Annotated in this window: 19 protein-coding genes and 1 tRNA gene; 7 read left to right on the top strand and 13 right to left on the bottom strand. The window is 73.0% G+C overall.

What is annotated here, in order from left to right; all coding sequences use genetic code 11:
- Positions 1-301: 301 nt before the first annotated feature.
- From Q5530_RS04485 to Q5530_RS04465, 5 genes are all read right to left on the bottom strand, one after another.
- Positions 302-1,183, bottom strand: coding sequence for a hypothetical protein (locus tag Q5530_RS04485; RefSeq protein WP_415360881.1), 882 nt, complete (start codon positions 1,181-1,183; stop codon positions 302-304).
- Positions 1,184-1,394: 211 nt separating this feature from the next.
- Positions 1,395-3,200 carry a cation acetate symporter gene (locus Q5530_RS04480; protein WP_415360880.1) on the bottom strand — a complete coding sequence of 602 codons (1,806 nt, stop codon included), beginning with the start codon at positions 3,198-3,200 and terminating at the stop codon, positions 1,395-1,397.
- Positions 3,197-3,637, bottom strand: a complete 441-nt coding sequence (locus Q5530_RS04475) for a hypothetical protein (RefSeq protein WP_380632670.1) — start codon at positions 3,635-3,637, stop codon at positions 3,197-3,199. The genes Q5530_RS04480 and Q5530_RS04475 overlap by 4 nt, the downstream gene beginning before the upstream one ends.
- Positions 3,637-4,488 (bottom strand): LytR/AlgR family response regulator transcription factor, encoded by an 852-nt coding sequence (locus tag Q5530_RS04470; RefSeq protein ID WP_415360878.1) that lies wholly within the window; start codon positions 4,486-4,488, stop codon positions 3,637-3,639. The genes Q5530_RS04475 and Q5530_RS04470 overlap by 1 nt, the downstream gene beginning before the upstream one ends.
- Positions 4,489-4,549: 61 nt before the next feature.
- The gene (locus tag Q5530_RS04465; RefSeq protein WP_380632675.1) at positions 4,550-5,416 is read right to left on the bottom strand and encodes a S49 family peptidase; all 867 of its coding nucleotides are present in this window, start codon (positions 5,414-5,416) and stop codon (positions 4,550-4,552) included.
- An 86-nt stretch (positions 5,417-5,502) separates the two neighbouring features.
- Between Q5530_RS04465 and Q5530_RS04460 the strand changes: the two genes are divergently transcribed.
- Positions 5,503-5,670, top strand: coding sequence for a hypothetical protein (locus tag Q5530_RS04460; RefSeq protein ID WP_415360877.1), 168 nt, complete (start codon positions 5,503-5,505; stop codon positions 5,668-5,670).
- Positions 5,671-5,677: 7 nt separating this feature from the next.
- Here the strand turns inward: Q5530_RS04460 and Q5530_RS04455 are convergent, their stop codons facing one another.
- The 5 genes from Q5530_RS04455 to Q5530_RS04435 all read right to left on the bottom strand — a co-directional run bounded on the left by Q5530_RS04455 (position 5,678) and on the right by Q5530_RS04435 (position 10,602).
- Positions 5,678-6,937, bottom strand: a complete 1,260-nt coding sequence (locus Q5530_RS04455) for a sensor histidine kinase (RefSeq protein ID WP_380632677.1) — start codon at positions 6,935-6,937, stop codon at positions 5,678-5,680.
- A 163-nt stretch (positions 6,938-7,100) separates the two neighbouring features.
- On the bottom strand, positions 7,101-7,472 hold the full coding sequence (locus Q5530_RS04450) for a hypothetical protein (RefSeq protein WP_415360876.1): 372 nt from the start codon (positions 7,470-7,472) through the stop codon (positions 7,101-7,103).
- A 92-nt stretch (positions 7,473-7,564) separates the two neighbouring features.
- A complete protein-coding gene (locus Q5530_RS04445; protein WP_415360875.1) occupies positions 7,565-8,428 on the bottom strand; it encodes a DNA-formamidopyrimidine glycosylase family protein in 864 nt (287 codons plus the stop codon).
- A 148-nt stretch (positions 8,429-8,576) separates the two neighbouring features.
- On the bottom strand, positions 8,577-9,011 hold the full coding sequence (locus Q5530_RS04440; protein ID WP_380632684.1) for a DUF983 domain-containing protein: 435 nt from the start codon (positions 9,009-9,011) through the stop codon (positions 8,577-8,579).
- An 88-nt stretch (positions 9,012-9,099) separates the two neighbouring features.
- On the bottom strand, positions 9,100-10,602 hold the full coding sequence (locus tag Q5530_RS04435; protein WP_415360873.1) for a sigma-70 family RNA polymerase sigma factor: 1,503 nt from the start codon (positions 10,600-10,602) through the stop codon (positions 9,100-9,102).
- Positions 10,603-10,807: 205 nt separating this feature from the next.
- On the opposite strand from Q5530_RS04435, the gene Q5530_RS04430 reads away from it, so the two are divergent.
- The 5 genes from Q5530_RS04430 to Q5530_RS04410 all read left to right on the top strand — a co-directional run bounded on the left by Q5530_RS04430 (position 10,808) and on the right by Q5530_RS04410 (position 13,099).
- A complete protein-coding gene (locus Q5530_RS04430; RefSeq protein WP_380632688.1) occupies positions 10,808-11,206 on the top strand; it encodes a hypothetical protein in 399 nt (132 codons plus the stop codon).
- A gap of 27 nt (positions 11,207-11,233) precedes the next feature.
- Positions 11,234-11,306: transfer RNA gene (locus tag Q5530_RS04425), tRNA-Gly, on the top strand.
- A 132-nt stretch (positions 11,307-11,438) separates the two neighbouring features.
- Complete coding sequence (locus Q5530_RS04420; protein WP_415360872.1) at positions 11,439-11,864, top strand: OsmC family protein; 426 nt, start codon at positions 11,439-11,441, stop codon at positions 11,862-11,864.
- 102 nt (positions 11,865-11,966) lie between these two features.
- On the top strand, positions 11,967-12,413 hold the full coding sequence (locus tag Q5530_RS04415) for a hypothetical protein (protein ID WP_415360871.1): 447 nt from the start codon (positions 11,967-11,969) through the stop codon (positions 12,411-12,413).
- 65 nt (positions 12,414-12,478) lie between these two features.
- On the top strand, positions 12,479-13,099 hold the full coding sequence (locus Q5530_RS04410) for a hypothetical protein (protein ID WP_415360869.1): 621 nt from the start codon (positions 12,479-12,481) through the stop codon (positions 13,097-13,099).
- A 45-nt stretch (positions 13,100-13,144) separates the two neighbouring features.
- Here Q5530_RS04410 and Q5530_RS04405 read toward each other — a convergent pair whose 3' ends face one another.
- The 3 genes from Q5530_RS04405 to Q5530_RS04395 form a co-directional block, all read right to left on the bottom strand.
- Positions 13,145-14,899, bottom strand: coding sequence for an ABC transporter ATP-binding protein (locus tag Q5530_RS04405; RefSeq protein ID WP_415360868.1), 1,755 nt, complete (start codon positions 14,897-14,899; stop codon positions 13,145-13,147).
- 143 nt (positions 14,900-15,042) lie between these two features.
- The gene (locus tag Q5530_RS04400; RefSeq protein ID WP_415360867.1) at positions 15,043-15,237 is read right to left on the bottom strand and encodes a hypothetical protein; all 195 of its coding nucleotides are present in this window, start codon (positions 15,235-15,237) and stop codon (positions 15,043-15,045) included.
- Positions 15,238-15,248: 11 nt separating this feature from the next.
- A complete protein-coding gene (locus Q5530_RS04395) occupies positions 15,249-15,842 on the bottom strand; it encodes a hypothetical protein (RefSeq protein ID WP_380632701.1) in 594 nt (197 codons plus the stop codon).
- A gap of 156 nt (positions 15,843-15,998) precedes the next feature.
- On the opposite strand from Q5530_RS04395, the gene Q5530_RS04390 reads away from it, so the two are divergent.
- Positions 15,999-17,822 (top strand): hypothetical protein, encoded by a 1,824-nt coding sequence (locus tag Q5530_RS04390; RefSeq protein ID WP_415360865.1) that lies wholly within the window; start codon positions 15,999-16,001, stop codon positions 17,820-17,822.
- The last annotated feature ends 28 nt before the right edge of the window (positions 17,823-17,850 follow it).

Below are 17,850 nucleotides of genomic sequence, written 5' to 3'. Positions count from 1 at the left end.
TGCACCGTAGGGAGACGTGGGTCACGCCTGAAAGACCTGCGGCGTGGACTTGCGCTCAACAGTCGAGTGATGCGATGAGCGGTAGGACTGCTGAGACGAAGTGCCACTCGGGTGATCGAAGTCGCCGGTAACCGGATAGGTGGGTCTTTCTTCACCCGTTCGAGACCTGCAACAACTCCCTGCTCCCCCTGCTCAGACCAGCCGAGAGGTCCGCGGGTCACCCGGCGGAGAATCGTGGTGGCGCCGGGTGAACCCGCGTCGATCGCCTGCCGACCGGGCGGTCGGCAGGCGTTCCGGGGGGTCAGTAGGCGTTGCCCCGGGCCACCCGGGCGGCCTCGCTGAGCGTCGGGCCCTCGCCGGAGGCCCACGGCCCCGACCCGCAGTTCAGCGTCACCCGGTAGCCGGCGGGCACGGCGACGTTGCCGGCCGTGGAGCAGACCCGGCCGGTGGCCAGCGAGTTGATGGCCAGCACCCGCGACTCGGACGCCGCGTCGGTGAGCGTGGTGCCGACCGCGAGGACCCGGAGGGACCCGGTGAACGTGCGGCACTCCAGGTCGGACTGGAAGCCGCCGGCGGTGGCGAGGCTCGACCGGCTGCTGCACGGCCGCCCGCTCGCCAGCGCGTCCACGGCCAGGGCGCGGGCGAAGAGGGCCGCCTCGGTGAGCGTCGTGCCCCGGCCGATGAGCCAGTCCAGGCCGGTGCACTCGATCGCGGCCAGGTAGCCGCCGGGCGTGGTGTTGGTCGTCCCGGTGCTGCACACCTTGCCGGAGGACATCGCGTCGGAGGCTTGGAGGTGCGCCAGGTAGGCGGCGTCGGTGAGCGTCGTGCCCTTGCCGAACACCCACGGCAGCCCGCCGCACTCCACCACGGCGAGGTAGCCGCCGGTGGTGGTGTTGACCGCGCCCGTCGTGCAGGCGCGCCCGGTGGCGGCGGAGGTGTTGGCCAGCGCCCGCGCGCGGGTGTCGGCGTCGGCGGCCGTCGTGCCCGCCCCGCTGACGTAGCCCACGCCGGGGCAGTGCAGCAGGACCCGGTAGCCGCCGGTGGTGGCGACCGGGACGCCCGTGCCGCAGGTGACCGCGGCTCGCGGCGCCTCGGCTGCCGGTGCTGGTGCCGCCGCCGCCGGACCTGCCGCCATCCCCGCCGCCGCCACGGCCACAGCCAGCGCGCACACCAGTTTCCGCACGTCACACCCCGGTTTCGGACAGTCCTGAACGATTGGTCACCGATGAGTTTGCCGGGCCGCGGGTCGCTCGGGGCAAGGCTTGGGTCGACGGGGGTGCGGGACGGGTGCCGGCCACCTGCGGGGTGCTGCGGCGGGCAACGACGGGTAGGGCGACCGGGCGCGGCAGCGGGCGGCGAGCAGGGCGGGCGGTGGCGGGTGGCGAGCCGCGGCCTCAGCGGCGAGGTGAGGGCGTCGGCCCGTCCCGGTGCTTGCCCTCCTCCAGCCGCGCCTTCTCCTCCGCCGTCCCGAAGCGCTGGACGTCGCGGTCGCGCATGAAGCCCAGCGGGTCCGGGGCGTGGAACCGCAGCAGGATCTGGTTCACGTCCTCCGGCCTCCGCCGCGCCGTCAGCTTGCTGATCATCACCATCGCCAGGAACGCCACCGGCACCGTCACCAGCGCCGGCTGCGACAGCACCGACGGCGCCCAGTGCCCCGTGTACGAACTCACCACGGTCACCACCTGCGAGCCGATCACCAGCCCACCGCCGACGACCATCCCCGCCAGCGCGCCCACCCACGTCAGCCCGCGCCACCAGATGCCCAGCAGCAGCAGTGGGCAGAACGTGGACGCCGCCAGCGCGAACGACATCGCCACCGTCAGCGACACGTCCGACCGGGGCAGCAGCACCGCCAGCCCGATCGCGACCGTCCCGGTCAGCACCGTCGCCCACCGGAAGTCCCGCACCTTGCCCGGCAGGATGTCCGTCGACACCACCCCGGCGACCGACACCACCAGCCCCGACGACGTGGACAGGAACGCCGCGAACGCCCCCGCCGCCACGATCGCGCCCAGCACCTGCCCCAGCACGTTCGGCTGCATGGTCGTCGGCAGCAGCAGCACCGCCGCGTCCGTCTTGCCGGTCACCAGCAGCTGCGGCAGGTACTGGCGCGAGATCACCCCGAGCACCGTCGGGAACAGGTAGAACAGCCCCAGCAGGTACAGCACGTGCAGCGCGGTCCGTCGCGCCGCCCGGCCGTCGGGGTTGGTGTAGAACCGCACCAGCACGTGCGGCAGCCCCATGGTCCCCAGGAACGTGGCGAAGATCAGCGAGTACGTCTCGAACAGGCCCGTCAAACCCGTGGTCTGGGGCCGCAGCCAGTCGGCGTTCTCGCCGGGCGAGCCCTCGACCACCGGCACCGGCGAGCCGGCCGTGAACCGCAGCTCGGTCTCCGCCCCGATCGCGTACAGGCCGGGCGTCCAGTACACCTCGCCGTCGGCGCGCGCGCCGTCGACCTCGCCGGTCGCGGACAGCTCCACCGCCTGGTCCACGCGCACCCGCACCGGGTCGACCGTGGTCACCGCGACGTCCTCGTGGAACCGCAGCACGCCGTCCTCGTCGACCGGCTGCGCGCCGTTGCCGGGCCCGCCCAGGAACAGCGTGAACAGCACGAAGGCGGGCGCGGCGATGGCGAACAGCTTGCCCCAGTACTGGAACGCCTGCACCAGCGTGATCGCCCGCATCCCCCCGCCGAGGACGTTGACCACCACGATCGCCGTCACCAGCGCGCCGCCGAGCCACGCGGGCAGGCCGGTGATCGTGTTGAGGGTCAGCCCGGCGGACTGGAGCTGGGGCACCAGGTAGAGCACGCCGATGCAGATGACGAAGAACGTGCAGAACTTGCGCAGCCGCAGCGACCCGAGCCGCACCTCGGCGAAGTCCGGCAGCGTGTACGCGCCCGACCGGCGCAGCGGCGCGGCGACGAACAGCATCATCGCCAGGTACCCGGCGGTGAAGCCGATCGGGTACCACAGGGCGTCGATGCCGTCCTTGAGCACGAGCCCGGCGACGCCGAGGAACGAGGCGGCGGACAGGTACTCGCCGGAGATCGCGGCGGCGTTGCGGGTGGCGGGCACGGCGCGGCGCGCCACCAGGAAGTCCGGGGTGGTGTTGGCCCGGCGGGAGCCGACGTAGCCCAGCAGGAAGGTCAGCGTCGCCACCACGACGACGAGGACCAGGCTCCACGGGTTCTGGATCACCGGTCCACCGAGTTCACGAAGTCCTGCTCGTGCCGCTCGGCGAACCTGCGGTACACGTAGCCCACGCCGTAGCACAGCGGGAACGGCAGCAGACCCAGCAGCAGCCACGGCAGGCGCACGCCCAGCAGCTGCACCTCCGACAGCGCGGGGACCGCGTAGAACACCACCGGCAGCAGCGCCAGGAACAGCAGCGTGCCGCCGCCCAGCGCCAACCCGGTGCGCAGCTGCTGCCGGATGAGGTCGCGGATCAGCTTCTCGCCGACGCTGGTCTGCTCCTCCAGCTCGATGATCGTGCGCAGCACCCGGCCACGACCGCGCGGGTCGGCCAGCACGACGCGCCGGCGGCGGTTCTTGCGCAGCGGCGTGGACTGCGGGGCGTCCCGCCCGGCGGGCTGCGGCTGGTCCGGTTGGCCGGGCGGGCCGGAGTGCCTGCTCATCACCAACCGCTCTTGGGCGGCCGCACGATCCGTTCCTTCAGGTCGCGCGTGTGCCGCCGGCTGACCGGCAGCTCCTTGGCACCCTCGCCGGAGCCGATCACCACCGCGTACCCGTTCGACGTCATCCGCAGCTCGGTCACCAGCGGCAGCGCCACCAGGAACGAGCGGTGGATGCGCACGAACCCGGCGCTCTCCCAGCGCTCCTCCAGCTGCGCCAGGGGGATGCGCACGAGGTGGCTGGAGCCGTCGCTGGTGTGCAGGCGGACGTAGTCGCCCTGCGCCTCCACGTAGCGCACGGTGGCCCGGGGCACCAGCTTGATGGTGCCGCCCAGCTCGACCGGGATGACCTCGTCGTCCTGCGGCTCGGCCGCGAGGGGCTCGGGGGTGAGCGCGGGGGTCGCCGCGACGCGCTCGACCACGCGCGAGATCGCCTTGTTCACCCGGTCCTCGTTGATCGGCTTGGTGACGAAGTCCAGCGCGCCCACCTCGAAGGCCACCACGGCCTCCGAGTGCTCGACGCCCGTGACGAACACCAGCGCCGGGGGCGCTCGGAAAGCGCCGAGTACGCGCGCGAGGTCCGTGCCGCTCAACCCGGGCATGTTGATGTCCGCGAACACCGCGTCGACCGGCGGCAGCCCGGCGTTCTGGCGGTCCATCACCTCGGGGTCGTAGTCCCCCCGCAGGATGCGCAGGGCCTCCGCGGCGTCGAAGGCCGTGAGCACCCGCCGGATGTGCGGACTGCTCTCCAGCAGGTACTTGATCTCGGACAGACCCGGTGCCTCGTCGTCCACCGCCAGAACGAGGAGGCCGGCGTCGCTGGGGTTCTTCGGTGTGCTCACTGTGCCGCGCATCTTGCCGACCGAGCGGGGTCGCTGTCTACGCCGGCGACCGGACCGCGCCGGGGCCGTGACCTCACAAGCCGAATCGCGACCAGCGCGCCCGTTCCTCCAGCGCGGCCAACCCCTCCAGCACGAGATCCCCCGATCGAGTGGTTGCGCCCGCGAGGCCGAGGCGGGACAGGAAGGGGCGGCGGGGTTCGGCGACGGCGATCTCGGCGTCCGGGTAGCGCTGCGCGACGACGCCGCGCAGGGTGCCGATGCCGTCGACGAGGCCGAGTTCGAGGGCCTTCGCGCCGGTCCACACCTCGCCGTTGAACAGCTCGTCGTCGGTGCCCTTGAGCTTGCCGCCGCGCCGCTCCCGCACCCACGCCGCGAACTGCTCGTGCAGCTGCGCCTGGAGCCCCTTGAGCCACTCGACGTCCTCGGCCTTCTCCGGCCGGAACGGGTCGAGGCGGACCTTGTTCGCGCCCGCGGTGTAGACGCGGCGCTCGACGCCGAAGCGCTCGATCAGGCCGTCGAGGCCGAACCCGGAGCTGACCACGCCGATCGAGCCGACCAGGGACGTGCCGTGGGCGTAGATCTCGTCGCCCGCGCACGCCAGCCAGTAGCCGCCGGAGGCCGCGAGGTCCTCGCAGAACGCCAGCACGGGCACCCGCTTCTTCGCCGCCAGCTCCCGGACGCGGTCGGCGACCAGCGCGGACTGGGTGGGCGCGCCGCCCGGCGAGTTGATCAGCAGGGCGACCGCCACCAGGCGCTCGTGCTCGAACGCGCGGGTCAGCGCGGTCTCCACGTTCTGCACGTTGATCGTGTTGCGGGCCATCGGCGTGGGCGTCGGGGTGATGACCCCGTGCAGCCGGACGGCGGCCACCACCGGGCCGCGCTCGGTCCGCTCGCTGACGATCCGGGGCAGCCGGGCCGCGATCTTGTCCGTCACGCTCATGCCCCCGACCTTACGTGTGTCCGGTGGATCGGTGCGCCCGGAAGGCGTGGGCCCGGAAGGCGTGGGCCCGGGGCTAACATCGGCCGGTGACGTTCAACCCGATCCGGTGGCTCGAACGCTACGTCGAGTGGTGGGACGACCGAGGCCGGCAGAACGCGGACGGCCCGAGCCCCATGCACGTCTACTGGATGTGGGTCATCTGGGCGATCTGCGCGGTCATGGTCGTCACGGTGCTGGCCGTGGCCGCCGCCTGAAAACACCTCAGGCGCGGATCGCGGCCTGCTCGGCGGTGTCCTCCAGCCTCGGCGGCACCAGCGGCAGGTTGGTCTGCACGCCCCGGCTGTACTTCGGGATCTTCAGGATGATCTTCATGCCGGCGTCCGGCGCGGTCTCCACGACCAGCGCGTAGTCGTCGCCGAACACCGCCCGCATCCGGTGGTTGATGTTGCCCAGGCCGACGTGCGCGCCGGTCTGGTGGGCGTCCTTCAGGTCCTCGAACAGGCGGTCCGGGTCCATGCCGACGCCGTCGTCCTCGACCGAGATCAGCGCCTCCGCGCCGTTGTCCTCGGCGATCACGGTGAGCAGCCCGCCACCGGGCTTCTTGGCCAGGCCGTGCCGCACGGCGTTCTCCACCAGCGGCTGGAGCACCAGGAACGGCAGCACCACCTGGAGCACCTCGGGCGCGATCTTGAGCCGCACGTTGAGCCGCGACCCGTACCGCGCCTGCTCGATGGTCAGGTAGCGGTGGATGTTGGTCAGCTCGTCGGCGAGCGTGGTGAAGAACCCGTCGGTGCGGAAGGAGTAGCGGGTGAACTCCGCGAACTCCTGGAGCAGCTCCCGCGCGTGCTTGGGGTCGGTGCGGATCAGCGACGAGATGGTGTTGAGCGCGTTGTAGACGAAGTGCGGCGAGATCTGCGCCCGCAGCGCCTTCACCTCGGCCTGCGCCAGGGCCTGCCGGGACTTCTGGAGCACCTCCAGCTCCAGCTGCGTGGAGACGAACCGCGCGGTCTCCTCGGCCATCCGGATCTGCCGCTTGTTCGCCACGCCGCTGACCACGATCAACGTGCCCGCGACGTCGTGCTCCACCTCCAGCGGCACGATCACCGCGGTGTGCATCAGGCACGGGCCGGGCAGCTCGCAGTCCAGCTTGCGGTGCTCGACGTGCTCCTTGTGCCCCCCGCCGATGGCGTGCTCGATGAACGGGCGGAGGAACTCGTAGTGGTCGTTCGCCTCGCCGTCCCAGGACAGCAGCGTGCCCTCGGCGTCGGTGATGCCGACCGCGACGCAGCGCAGCATCTCCCGCAGGTGCGGGGTGGCCTTGTTGGCGGCGTCCTCGTTCAGGCCCTCGCGCAGGTCGGCCGACGCCTTGGACATCCGGTGCAGCATGTCCATCACGGCGTCCTCGACCGACGTGCTGACCCGGCGGGCACGGCACAGCATCACGAAGAGGCCGAGCACGGCCAGCGTCGCGATGAGCCCGAGGACCGCGCGCTCGGTCAGGAGGTCACGCACGGCGTCCATGCTGTGCCGTGGGGGGCCGGTAGGCAAGGGCGGGTGCGGCCGGCGGGGTGCGCAACCGGCGTTTTGACGGCATCAGTGACGCAGCGTATACCCGATCGGGTGACGGCCGGTGGCCAAGGCCACTGAAAGTGGGCGCGTCCCGGACGGGCCGCGCCCCCGCCTCTCAGATGTCGAGGTAGTCGTTCGGCTTCGGGATGTCGAGGTAGTCGTTCGGCTTGGGCACGTAGTGGTTCGGGTTCTCCGGCTTGTACCGGCTCTCGACCGCGCCGCCGCCCCCGTTCGCGGCCGCCGCCTTCGTCGTCGTGGTGGTGGTCTCGGTCGGGTCGTCCTCGTCATCGCACTTGAGGTCGTCGAGGATGTCCGAGAGGTCGACTCCCTCCAGCCCCTCCAGCTCCTCCAGCACGCGGCAGATGACCGCGCGGGTCTCGTCGGCGGGGTCCTGCCGTTCCTCGGCGGGCGCGGCCAGGGCGACGCCCGCCAGGGTCGTCGCGCCCAACGCGGCACCGGCCAGCGCGACGGCGATGCGCTTGTTCATCAGTCCTCCAGGTGGTCGTGCGGACACCGGAGGAGTTCCCGCCGGGGGCGGGGAGCAGCGGCGCCCGGGTCAAGCCCACCCGGTCGTGTGACCTACTTGAGCAGCCGCGACAGGCGCCGGTCGGCCAGCGGCCGGCCACCCGTCTGGCACGTCGCGCAGTACTGGAAAGCCTTGTCCGCGAAGGAGACCTCGCGCACCGCGTCACCGCACACCGGGCACGGCAGACCGGTCCGCCCGTGCACCCGCAGCCCCGACCGCTTCTCACCCTTCAGGGTCGCCGCCGACTGCCCCACCGACCGCGTCACCGCGTCGGTGAGCACGGTCGTGACCGCCTCGTGCAGCCGGTCGAGGGCCTCCTCGGGCAGCCTGCCCGCGGTCGCGTACGGCGACAGCCGGGCCACGTGCATGACCTCGTCGGAGTAGGCGTTGCCGATGCCGGCGAGCAGGGTCTGGTCGGTCAGCGCGGTCTTGAGCCGCTCGGTCCGGCCGGCGAGCAGGTCCTCCAGCTGCGCGCGGGTCACCGACAGCGCGTCCGGGCCCAGGCGCGCGATGCTCGGCACCTCCGCCGGGTCGCGCACCACCCAGGCCGCCAGGCCCTTCCTGGTGCCCGCCTCGGTCAGGTCGAACCCGGGCCCCTCCCCCGGCGGGCCCAGGTGCACGCGCAGCGCCAGCGGCCCCCGGCCGGGCTTCGGCGGCGCGACCGCCAGGGTCGTCAGCCAGCGCAACCACCCGGCGCGGGCCAGGTGGACCACCAGGTGCAGGCCGCCGCAGTCCAGGTCCAGGTGCTTGCCGAACCGGGCCGCGCCGGTCACCTCCCGACCCCGGAGGTCGGTCCACGGCGGCGCGACCGTCTTGAGCACCTGCAACGACGCGACGTCCACCCGGTGCACGCGCAGTCCGACCGCGTGCTCGCGCAGGTGGTGGGCGAGCGCCTCGACCTCGGGCAGTTCCGGCACCCGACCAGTGTCGCCCGGGAACGGCGATCAGTCGACCACCCCAGGACCCGCGCGCCGGACCCGCGCGCCCGGACCCGGGGCCCGGACCTGCGAGCCAGACCCGCGAGTCAGGACCCTGGAGCCCGGACCTGCGAGCCCGGCTCCGCGCCTAGTCGACCGGCTGGAGCGGGCCGTCCAGGTCGGGCAGCGAGTACATCTCGATCTTGCGGGCCACGTTGCGCACCTCGTCGCGCACGGTCAGGAACCCGCGCACGGTGCCGACCCACCGCTCCGGCGGCAGCTCCTCGGTCTTCTTCGACTCCGCCGCGACCACCCACGGCCGCCGCACCACCCAGCGCGCCGGGAAGAACAGGAACACCAGCACCAGGGCGACCACCAGCCACGCCGGCACGACGACGTCCGCCGGCGTCCAGGCCACCAGCACCACGGACATCACCACGACGATGGCCAGCATCAGCACGCCGGGCCCGGCGCCACCGCTCACGTCGTGCTCGAAGTCCGCGTCGGCCGCCGGGTTGCGCCACTGCACCTGGCTGCGCACCGTCCACATCCGGCCGTCCGCGCCGCGCACCAGCCGCGTCATCACCGTCTCCCTACGAGGCGTCGAGCGATCACCGAGCGCGTTCCACGCTACCGGCAAAGTCTTGCACCTCGCGGGTGAAAACCCCCAGTCATGCGGGTTCGAGCCGGTCGGGTGTCACCGCGACGCCGACCGCGGGCGACTCGGCGGCGGGTGGTTCGGCCGCGGGTGGTTCGGCGGCGGTCTTCGTGGGCGCGCCGGTGGTGGTGACCCCGGTGGTCGTCGCGCCGGTGGTGGTCGTCCCGGTCGTGGTGGCGACGGACTGCTCGGGCTCGGTCCTGACCGTCTCCACCGGGGTCGTGGACGTCGGGTCGGACGGGTCGGTGGCGGCGGAGACCTCGGCCGAGGTGCCGGTGAGCACCAGCGACCGCTCCCCGGCGGGGACCTCGGCCCCGGCGTCGACCGGGACCACCGGGGGCGCCTCGTCGGCCGTGGTGGTCGGCGCGGGCCCGGTCGGCCGCACCGTCCGCGGCGCGGTCCCGGTGCGCACGGCCCGCTGCGCGGCGACGGGCGAGGGCGTGCTGGTCGCCGTGCCGGTCGCGGTCACCTCGGGCGTGCACAGGGCCAGCACGTTCCCGCCGGGCGCGCCGTCCGGGCCGGGCTGGAGCAGCGCGGGCCCGGGGGCGCCGGTGAAGGTGCCCGCCAGCACCCCGAACAGCCCCACCGCGGCGGCCGACGCGGCGGCGGCCAGCACCAGCTTCACCCGGCCGGCCAGCAGCGCCGCCTTGCCCAGCACCGCGGGCGCGACCAGACCGGGCGTGACCAGACCGGAGGTGACCAGCGCCGGCGCGGCCAGCGCCACCGCGGCCACCGGCACGGCGGTGCTCGCCGCGTGGGCCCGCAGCGTCGAGCACACCTCGGTCAGCTCGGCGTGCAGGGAGTTGCAGGAGGAGCACGTCTGGAGGTGCTTGCGGATGCGCCGGTGCTCCGCGCCCTGCACGCCGCCCGCGACGTACGTGCCGAGCTTGGCCACCACCGAGCTGCACGCCCGCGGCCCGGTGTCCTCGGCCAGGTGCGCCTGGAGGTAGGCCGCGCGCAGGCCCTCCCGAGCGCGGCGGGCCAGCGCCGCCATCGCGTTGGGGCTCAGGCCGAAGCTCGGCGCGACCGCCGCCGGCCGCGCGCCCTCCACCTCGACCTGCCACAGCACGGTGCGCCACCGCTCCGGCAGGCTGGTGAACGCGCGGGAGATCAGGACGTGCTCCGGCCGGTTCGCGGTGACGTCCGGGAACGGCTCGACGCGCCTGCTCAGCTCCTCGTCCTCCACCGGCACGTCGCGCCGCCTGCCGCTCCACTCCCACGCCACCCGGCGCGCGACGGTCAGCAGGTAGGTGCGGACGTGGTCGGTCGGGCCGGAGCCCCGGCGGATCGCCTGGAGCACACGGAAGAACGCCTCCGCGGTCAGGTCGTCGGCCTCGGCGTGCTCCCGCACGTGCCGGAGGGCGAACCGGCGGACGGCGTCGGCGTGCTGGGTGAACAGCTCGCCGAACGCGGCGTCGTCGCCGGCGCGCACCCTGGCGAGCAGTTCCCGGTCGAAATCGGCATCTCCGGCCATCCCGCCCGGCACCTCCCGCCCGCCCTGTGCTCCGTTGGTCAAGATGCCACAACCGGTGGTGGCGCGCCCGAAGTGATAGCGACCCGAGACCGAAGACCCCCCGCCGGTGTGGGCCGTTCGGCCCACGCGGCACGCCTGCCTTTCGCGCACACCGCGTTCGCGGTCGGTGACGGGGCGGTCACGGGTGGGCGTCAGGTGGTGGGCGACCCCGTGGCCCGGGACGGCACGGCGGGTAACCTCCTGCCGCGTGGTCGACTGGCGCACGAGGGCTTCCGCCCTCTTCCCCGAACTGAGCGCCGTCGTCGAGCGGGAGTCGTGGTCGTGCCACGTGTTCCTGTCCGAGCTGTGGCAGCTCGCCCTGGAGGCGCACCGGGACGACGACCGCGAGGTGCTGCACCGGGTCTACGGGTTCGCGCACTGGTGCCTCCGGCAGCCCGAGCGGTTCCTGTCGGACGCCTCGGTGGTCAGCTTCTACGAGCACGTGTTCGACGAGTGGGAGCTGCGGGACGAGGTCGCGCCGTGGCTGCCCGCCGAGGTGGTCGAGCGGGTCCGGCCGCTGTGGGAGTGGCGGTGGTCCCAGGAGCGGTTGACCGAGGTCGACCGCCTGCTGGCCGATTCGGTGCCCCCCGGTTCGAACCCCGGTTGAGGGATGGTCTATAGTTCTTCGTGTCAGGCGGATGTAGCGCAGTTGGTAGCGCATCACCTTGCCAAGGTGAGGGTCGCGAGTTCGAGTCTCGTCATCCGCTCTTCGAAAAGGCCCCCGGTGTCCGCACCGGGGGCCTTTTTTTCGCGTTCTCGATCACGCCGGCGGCGGTTTCCGGACCTGACCACTAGGTTGGTGCCGAAGGGTTTCCCTCGTCGAAGACGGAGTTTCTGACATGGCCACCACCCGCAAGGCGACCACGCACTGGGAAGGCAACCTGCTCCAGGGCAACGGCACCGTTGCCCTGGAGTCGTCGGGCATCGGCAGCTACGACGTCAGCTGGCCCTCCCGCGCGGAGGAGGCCAACGGCAAGACCAGCCCGGAGGAGCTGATCGCGGCCGCGCACTCGTCCTGCTTCTCGATGGCCCTGTCGCACGGCCTGGCCCAGGCGGGCACCCCGCCGGAGACGGTCGACACGTCCGCCGAGGTGACGTTCCAGCCGGGCAAGGGCATCACCGGCATCCACCTGACCGTCACCGCGGTCGTGCCGGGGCTGGACGCGGACGGCTTCACCGCCGCCGCCGAGGACGCCAAGAAGAACTGCCCGGTCAGCCAGGCGCTGGCGGGCACCGAGATCACGTTGACCGCCACCCTGGGCTGAGCGGCACACCGCTGGTACCGGCCTGATACCCGAAGTGTTGGGCCGGTGCCAGTTGTCGCACTCGATTTGACCCGCTCGGGTGATGCCCGGTAGTCGTGGTGGATGCTCACCGAGTTGGGCGGCCCCGGGCGGCTCGCCCTGGGCGCGCTGGTCGGTTCGGCGCTCGCGGCCCTCGTCGGCTTCTCGACGGCCGCCGCTCCCGCGCCCCCACGACCGGGCCCGTCCGACATGGGGCACATCGTGGTGGTGAAGGGCAGCGACCAGCCCAGCCGGACCGCCACCGGACCCGACACCACCGCGTCGAGCGCCTCGGACACCGCGGCGTCCTCCACGCCGGCCTCCTCCTCCAGCCAGACCTCGTCGGGCTCGGCCTCGTCCTCCGCCTCGACCACTTCGGTGACGAGCGCCACTTCGAGCATCCCCAGCACGTCCCGCACGTCCACCACTCGGCCCACCACGACGACCAGACCGACCACCACCTCGCGCCGACCGACCACCACGACCACGACGACGACCACCCGCCGGCAGTGCGGGCTGATCTTCTGCTGACCCTGCTGACCACCTGTCGATTGCCCACGAAAGGGTGACCAAGCGTGTTTTGGCAAGATCGGGCCGTGACGTCCAGCCAGGTGCCCACCCAGCCCCAGCGAAGCAACGACACCCCCACGATGCGCATCCAGCCCGTCCCCGTCGGCGAGCCCGCGTGGCCGACCGCCGAACCGATGACCGCGAGGGACCTCACGCCCGTGGCGGCGGTCACCACCAAGCTCCAGCGGATCTCCGCGCCGCCGATCGGTCAGGGGATGTCCGGCCTGCTGCCGACCGCGCCCGAGCGGCCCGCGCCGGCCGTCGCCCCGGGTGCTCCCGCGGGCTTCGGCGTCCCCGCCCCCGTCGCGACCCCCGCGCCCACCGTGGTCGCGCCGGCCGTCCCCGCGCCGCTCGTGCCCGCACCCACCGTGGTCGCGCCGCACGTGCCCGCACCCACCGTGCCCGCACCCACCGTGGTCGCGCCGCCGCCCGCGTCCGCTCCCGCGCAGCCCGCGGTCGACGTGTCGGCCGCACCCACCGTGGTCGCCGCGCCCGTCACGCCCGCCGTGCACCCCGCCCCCGCCGCCTCTGCGTCCGCCGTCACCGCCGCGAAGCCGGCGACCGCGGCGGCCACCACGTCGCGCAACCGGTGGCGCCGCATCGCCCGCAAGATCGTCGGACCCACGCTGCTCACGAAGAAGGGCTGACCCCCGGGGTGGGCCGGTCCCGGAGCGGACCGGCCCACCCCGGGCCTACGCGGACCGGGCCTGGGCCGCGTAGAGCCCGCCCGTGCGGAGCAGTTCGTCGTGGGAGCCGACCTCCGCGATCCGCCCGTCGTCCATCACCACGATGCGGTCGGCGTTGCGGATCGTGGACAGCCGGTGCGCCACGACGAACACCGTCCGCCCGCGCACCAGCCGGGCCAGCGCCTGCCGCACCAGCCCCTCGGACCGGTTGTCCAGCGCCGACGTCGCCTCGTCCAGCACGAGCACCCGTGGGTCGCGGACGAGGGCCCGCGCGATGGCCAGCCGCTGCTTCTGCCCGCCCGACAGGCGGGCGCCGCGCTCGCCGACCACGGTGTCCAGGCCGTCCGGCAGCCGGTCGATGAACTCCAGCGCGTTGGCGTCGGCCAGGGCGCGGCGCAGGACCTCGTCGGGCACGTCCTCCAGGCCGTAGGTGACGTTGTCCCGGATCGTGCCCTCGAACAGGACCGACTCCTGCGGCACCACCGACACGAACCGGCGGTAGCTGCGCAGGTCCAGCTCCTCCAGGTCCACGCCGTCGAGCAGGATCCGGCCCCCGGTCGGCCGGAGGAAGCCGATGACCAGGTTCAGCGCCGTCGACTTGCCCGCGCCGGACGCGCCGACCAGGGCGATCACCTCGCCGGGCCGCACGTCCAGGGTGAAGTCGTCGACGGAGTCGCGCGTCGCGTCGGGGTAGGCGAAGCGGACCCCCTCGAACCGGATGCCGCCCGCGACCTCGCGGACCTGCGCCTTGCCCTCGTTGTGCTCGACGTCGGGCGCCTCCAGCACCTCCCCGAGCGACCGCACGGACTCCAGGCCCTTGCTGATCAGCGGGGTGAGGCTCATCAGGGTGGTGACCGCGCCGGTCAGCGAGGCGAAGTAGGCGCTGAGCATGACCACGTCACCGGGCGTCACCCCGAGCCGGCCGTGGTAGGCGGCCAGCGCCGCGCCCGCGAGGCAGCCGACGCCCAGGGCGTTGAGCAGGATCCAGGCCAGGGCGCCGAAGCGGACGTTCAGGCCGTCCAGCCTCATGCCCGCGTGGAAGACCCGGCGCAGCGTGCCGTCCATGCGGGTGAGGGCGGTGTCCTCCAGGCCGTGCGCGCGGGTGATCGGGATGAGCGTGGTCATCTCGCCGACCCGGGAGGACAGCCGCTCGACCTCCTGGCGGAACGACTCGTTGTACGCGCGCAGCCGGCCGCGCAGCCACATCACCAGCACCGAGGCGGCGGGCACCACGAGCAGGAAGACCGGCAGGAACGCGGGCGCGCCGACCGCGATCACGACCAGCGCGCCGCTGAGCGTGGCCAGGGCCGAGAGCCCCTGGTCACCGACCTGCTGGGTGGAGGTCTCGATGCTCTCCACGTCCCGGATGACCTTCGTCTGGAGCACCCCCGCGCTGACCCGCGCGTGGTAGCCGATGGAGAGCTGCTGCATCCGGCGGCTGAGCGCCGACCGCATCCGCATCCCCGTGCGGCGGGCGCTGCCGTACCACCAGCGGGTGTAGAGGATGGCGAACGGGTAGTTGAGGGCCAGCATGAGCAGCAGCACGCCCGCGCCGACCCACACGCCGACCAGCGGCCGGTGCTCCACCACGACGTCGACGACGTGGGCGGTGACGACGGGGGTCAGCCAGGTGGGGCTGTGCTTGACGAAGAAGGCGGCGGCGCCGAGGGCGAGGCGGGTCCGGTCCTCGCGGTAGAGGTAGAGGAGGGTGCGGACGGGGTGCTCGCCGCGGTAGCGGTGGTCGAGGGGACCGTGGGACATGCGGGGGCTCCTCGGGGGGTGGGCAGCTGACGCCCACACCGCGCCGTGTGGGGGAGCGCTCTCACATCCTAGGTGCCCCGGGGTGGGGGTTCATCGCGTTTTCGCAGGCCGGGCGGGTGCCGCGGCAGTACCCGCCCGGTGGTTCAGGCGGCGGGGACGGGTTCGACGTACTCCAGTTCGTACATGCCCTGGAGGGGTTCGTCGGCGCCCTCGATCTCCACGGCCACGAACACGAGCGGACCGATGCCGAAGTCGGAGGTGCGCACCACCTCGCCCTCGTGCATGCTGCCGCCGAAGGGGACGCGGACCCTTTCGCCGAGCTTGGGCATCTTCTTCACGTGCCCTCCTCTCACCACGGTGCCTTGTTCAGCAGTTGTCGCAAGCTTTCGTTGACCACATGGTCCATGCCCCTGGCCAGGCCGTCCAGGCCACTGCGCCACCGCTTGACGGACGGGAGCGTCAGGGGCCAATCGGCCGCGACCACGTCGGCGATCTTCTTCTTGTCGTCGTGCGCGATGCCGTTGCGGGCCTTGTTCAGCATTTCGAGCCTGCGGCGCCATTCAGAGGACTTCGTCGGGTAGTGCGCGTGCAGGTTCGGCCACAGGTCCACGTTGAAGAGGCTGAAGTCGTTGCCCAGCGCACCGGGTTCGGCGTTGCCCCGGTCCAGCCTGCGGGCGGCGAGGAACGAGAACGTGAGCACCCGGCGCACCTCCGGGTCGGCGGAAGCGGTGGAGTGCACCACGAACTGGATCGCCTCGTCGTGCAGGTCGCGGCAGTAACCCTGGAACTCGCTGGCGAGTCTCAGGATGATCGCGTGGTTCAGTTCTTCGGTGGCCCAGCGGCGGCCGGCTTTCGAGCCGCCGACGGCCAGGTGGGCTTTGAGCAGGTTGTCGAGCTTCGCCTTGCGGCTCGACTGCCATTGGAGCAGTGCTGCGGAAACCACGCGGGCACGGTACGTCACCACATGTGACGTTGCGTGCGCGCCATCACGGAACCCGGTGACCGGGTAACGATCCGGTCGTCTTCACCGTGCCGGGTACCTTTGTGCGTTCTCATAACCCCGCACGGAGGTTCGGCACGGAATGGTGATGGTGAACAGGTGGCAGTAGAGGTCTTGGCCGAACGACGGGCCGAGCGGCCCCCGCGCCGCCGCGGACGCGCCGCCCCGCTGTCGCTCCACCTGCTGGCCGCCGTCCCGTTCGTGCTCGCCGTGGTGGAGGCGTTCCGCTCCCCCAGGTTGAACTACGGCGACTTCTGGCTGCTGCTGGGCCGCGTCACCACCCCGACCGGCGAGCTGCGGCCCGCCGAGCTGTTCGTGCTGCACAACGACCACCCGGCGGTCCTGGTCTCGCTGCTCTTCTGGCTCGACGCGAAGCTGTTCGACGGCCAGAACTGGCCGCTGAGCCTGTTCAGCGTGCTCATGGCGCTGGCGATCTTCGGCTGCCTGGTGAGCATGTTGCCGCCCGCCCTCACGGGTACCAAGCGCGCCGCCGTCGTCGCCGCGCTGTCGGCCCTCACCTTCTCCTCCGCCGCCACCGAGTACTTCGGCATCGGCATGAGCGGCGCGCACTGGCTGCTCGGCCTCACGCCGGCCGTGGTCGCGATCGCGCTCGCGCACCGGGGGCGCACGCTGCCCGCCGCGGCGCTGGGTGCGATCGCCTGCCTGGGGCACGGCGCGGGCTTCCCGGTGTGGGCGGCGCTGGCGCTGGTCGCCTGGTTGCGCCGGGACCGGCTGTGGCGCGTGGTGCTGCCCGTGCCGCTGGGCGCGGTCGTGCTGGTGGTCTGGTACCTGGCCGGTCGGGGTCCGGGGTACCCGGGTCCGTTCATCTCGGGGCCCGACACCTACCTCAGCGCCGCGCTGACCACGCTCGGCCAGGTGTGGGCGGCGGCGTCGGCGGACTTCGCGCTGGCGGGCGGGACGCTGACGGCGGGGCTGCTCGCGGTGCTGCTCGCGGTCGCGGTGCGGGAGCGCCTGGACCGGGAGCAGCCGGGCCGCGAGTACCCGGGTCCGGAGCGTCCGGGCCTGGAGCGTCCCGACCGGGAGCGTCCCGGCTTGGAGCGCCTCGACCGGGAACGCCTGGACCAGGGAACCGCGTCGGGCGACCCCATGCTCACCGTGCCCGCGCTGGAACCGGTGCGCGACGACCGGGGGCGCGCGTCGGCCGGCTGGCACGGCCTGGCGGCGCACATGGTCCTCGCCGCCACGATGATCGGCCTCGGCCGCGGCCGGTACGGCGCGGCGGAGGGCCTGGCCCCCCGGTACGCGGGCATCGCCCTGCTCGCGCTGGCCGCGCTCGTGGTCCTGCTGGCGGCGCGGGCGCACGCCCAGTCCGCCACCCGCGTCGTGGCGGCCGTGCTCACCGCGGCCGTCGCCACCTACGCGATCGGCGCGACGTGGGCGGTCACCACGCGCAACAAGTACCCGCTCCAACCGGTGCTGGCGGTCGCGATGCGCCTCCAGGCCGACTCCGTGATCCTGAAGAACTTCGCCTACCCGCAGTTCACACCGGTGCTGCGGGCGATGGGCGTCTACCCGTTCACCGACGACTTCACCCTCGGCTGCGGCGGCCCGGAACTCGGTTCCCGGATCGACCTGGCGAACGCGGCCGAACTGCCCCCGCCGGGCCAGGACCAGCAGACCTCCGGCGCCGTCGAGTCCGGCGCGGTGACCGGCGGCACCGAGGTCAACGGCTGGGCGATGGTCGGCGGCCGGACGCCGGACTGCGTCCTGATCACCGACCGGGGTGGGACGGTGGTGGGGGGCGGCGCGGTCGGCCTGCCCCGCCGCGACGTCCTCCAGGTCGTCAACGGGACGGGTCGGGCCGGCTGGCGGGCGGTCGCCGGGCCCGGCACCGAGGACGGCGTGGTCCTCGTCGCGTCCGGTGGGCGGCTCTACCGGATCACCACGGTCCTCGGCGGCTGATCAAGGGGACCGCACGACCGGAGGCGCA

The sequence above is a fragment of the Saccharothrix sp. BKS2 genome (assembly GCF_047689505.1).
Lineage (GTDB): Bacteria > Actinomycetota > Actinomycetes > Mycobacteriales > Pseudonocardiaceae > Actinosynnema > Actinosynnema lopnurensis.
The sequence above is the reverse complement of the archived record's forward strand: the minus strand, read 5'-3'. Positions and strand labels throughout refer to the sequence as shown.

What these genes read in the sequence shown, in the direction of transcription:
- Q5530_RS04475 (WP_380632670.1), bottom strand. Translation starts at nt 3,637, where the DNA reads ATGAGCAGGCACTCCGGCCCGCCCGGCCAACCGGACCAGCCGCAGCCC.
- Q5530_RS04470 (WP_415360878.1), bottom strand. Translation starts at nt 4,488, where the DNA reads ATGCGCGGCACAGTGAGCACACCGAAGAACCCCAGCGACGCCGGCCTC.
- Q5530_RS04465 (WP_380632675.1), bottom strand. Translation starts at nt 5,416, where the DNA reads ATGAGCGTGACGGACAAGATCGCGGCCCGGCTGCCCCGGATCGTCAGC.
- Q5530_RS04455 (WP_380632677.1), bottom strand. Translation starts at nt 6,937, where the DNA reads ATGGACGCCGTGCGTGACCTCCTGACCGAGCGCGCGGTCCTCGGGCTC.
- Q5530_RS04450 (WP_415360876.1), bottom strand. Translation starts at nt 7,472, where the DNA reads ATGAACAAGCGCATCGCCGTCGCGCTGGCCGGTGCCGCGTTGGGCGCG.
- Q5530_RS04440 (WP_380632684.1), bottom strand. Translation starts at nt 9,011, where the DNA reads ATGACGCGGCTGGTGCGCGGCGCGGACGGCCGGATGTGGACGGTGCGC.
- Q5530_RS04420 (WP_415360872.1), top strand. Translation starts at nt 11,439, where the DNA reads ATGGCCACCACCCGCAAGGCGACCACGCACTGGGAAGGCAACCTGCTC.
- Q5530_RS04415 (WP_415360871.1), top strand. Translation starts at nt 11,967, where the DNA reads ATGCTCACCGAGTTGGGCGGCCCCGGGCGGCTCGCCCTGGGCGCGCTG.
- Q5530_RS04405 (WP_415360868.1), bottom strand. Translation starts at nt 14,899, where the DNA reads ATGTCCCACGGTCCCCTCGACCACCGCTACCGCGGCGAGCACCCCGTC.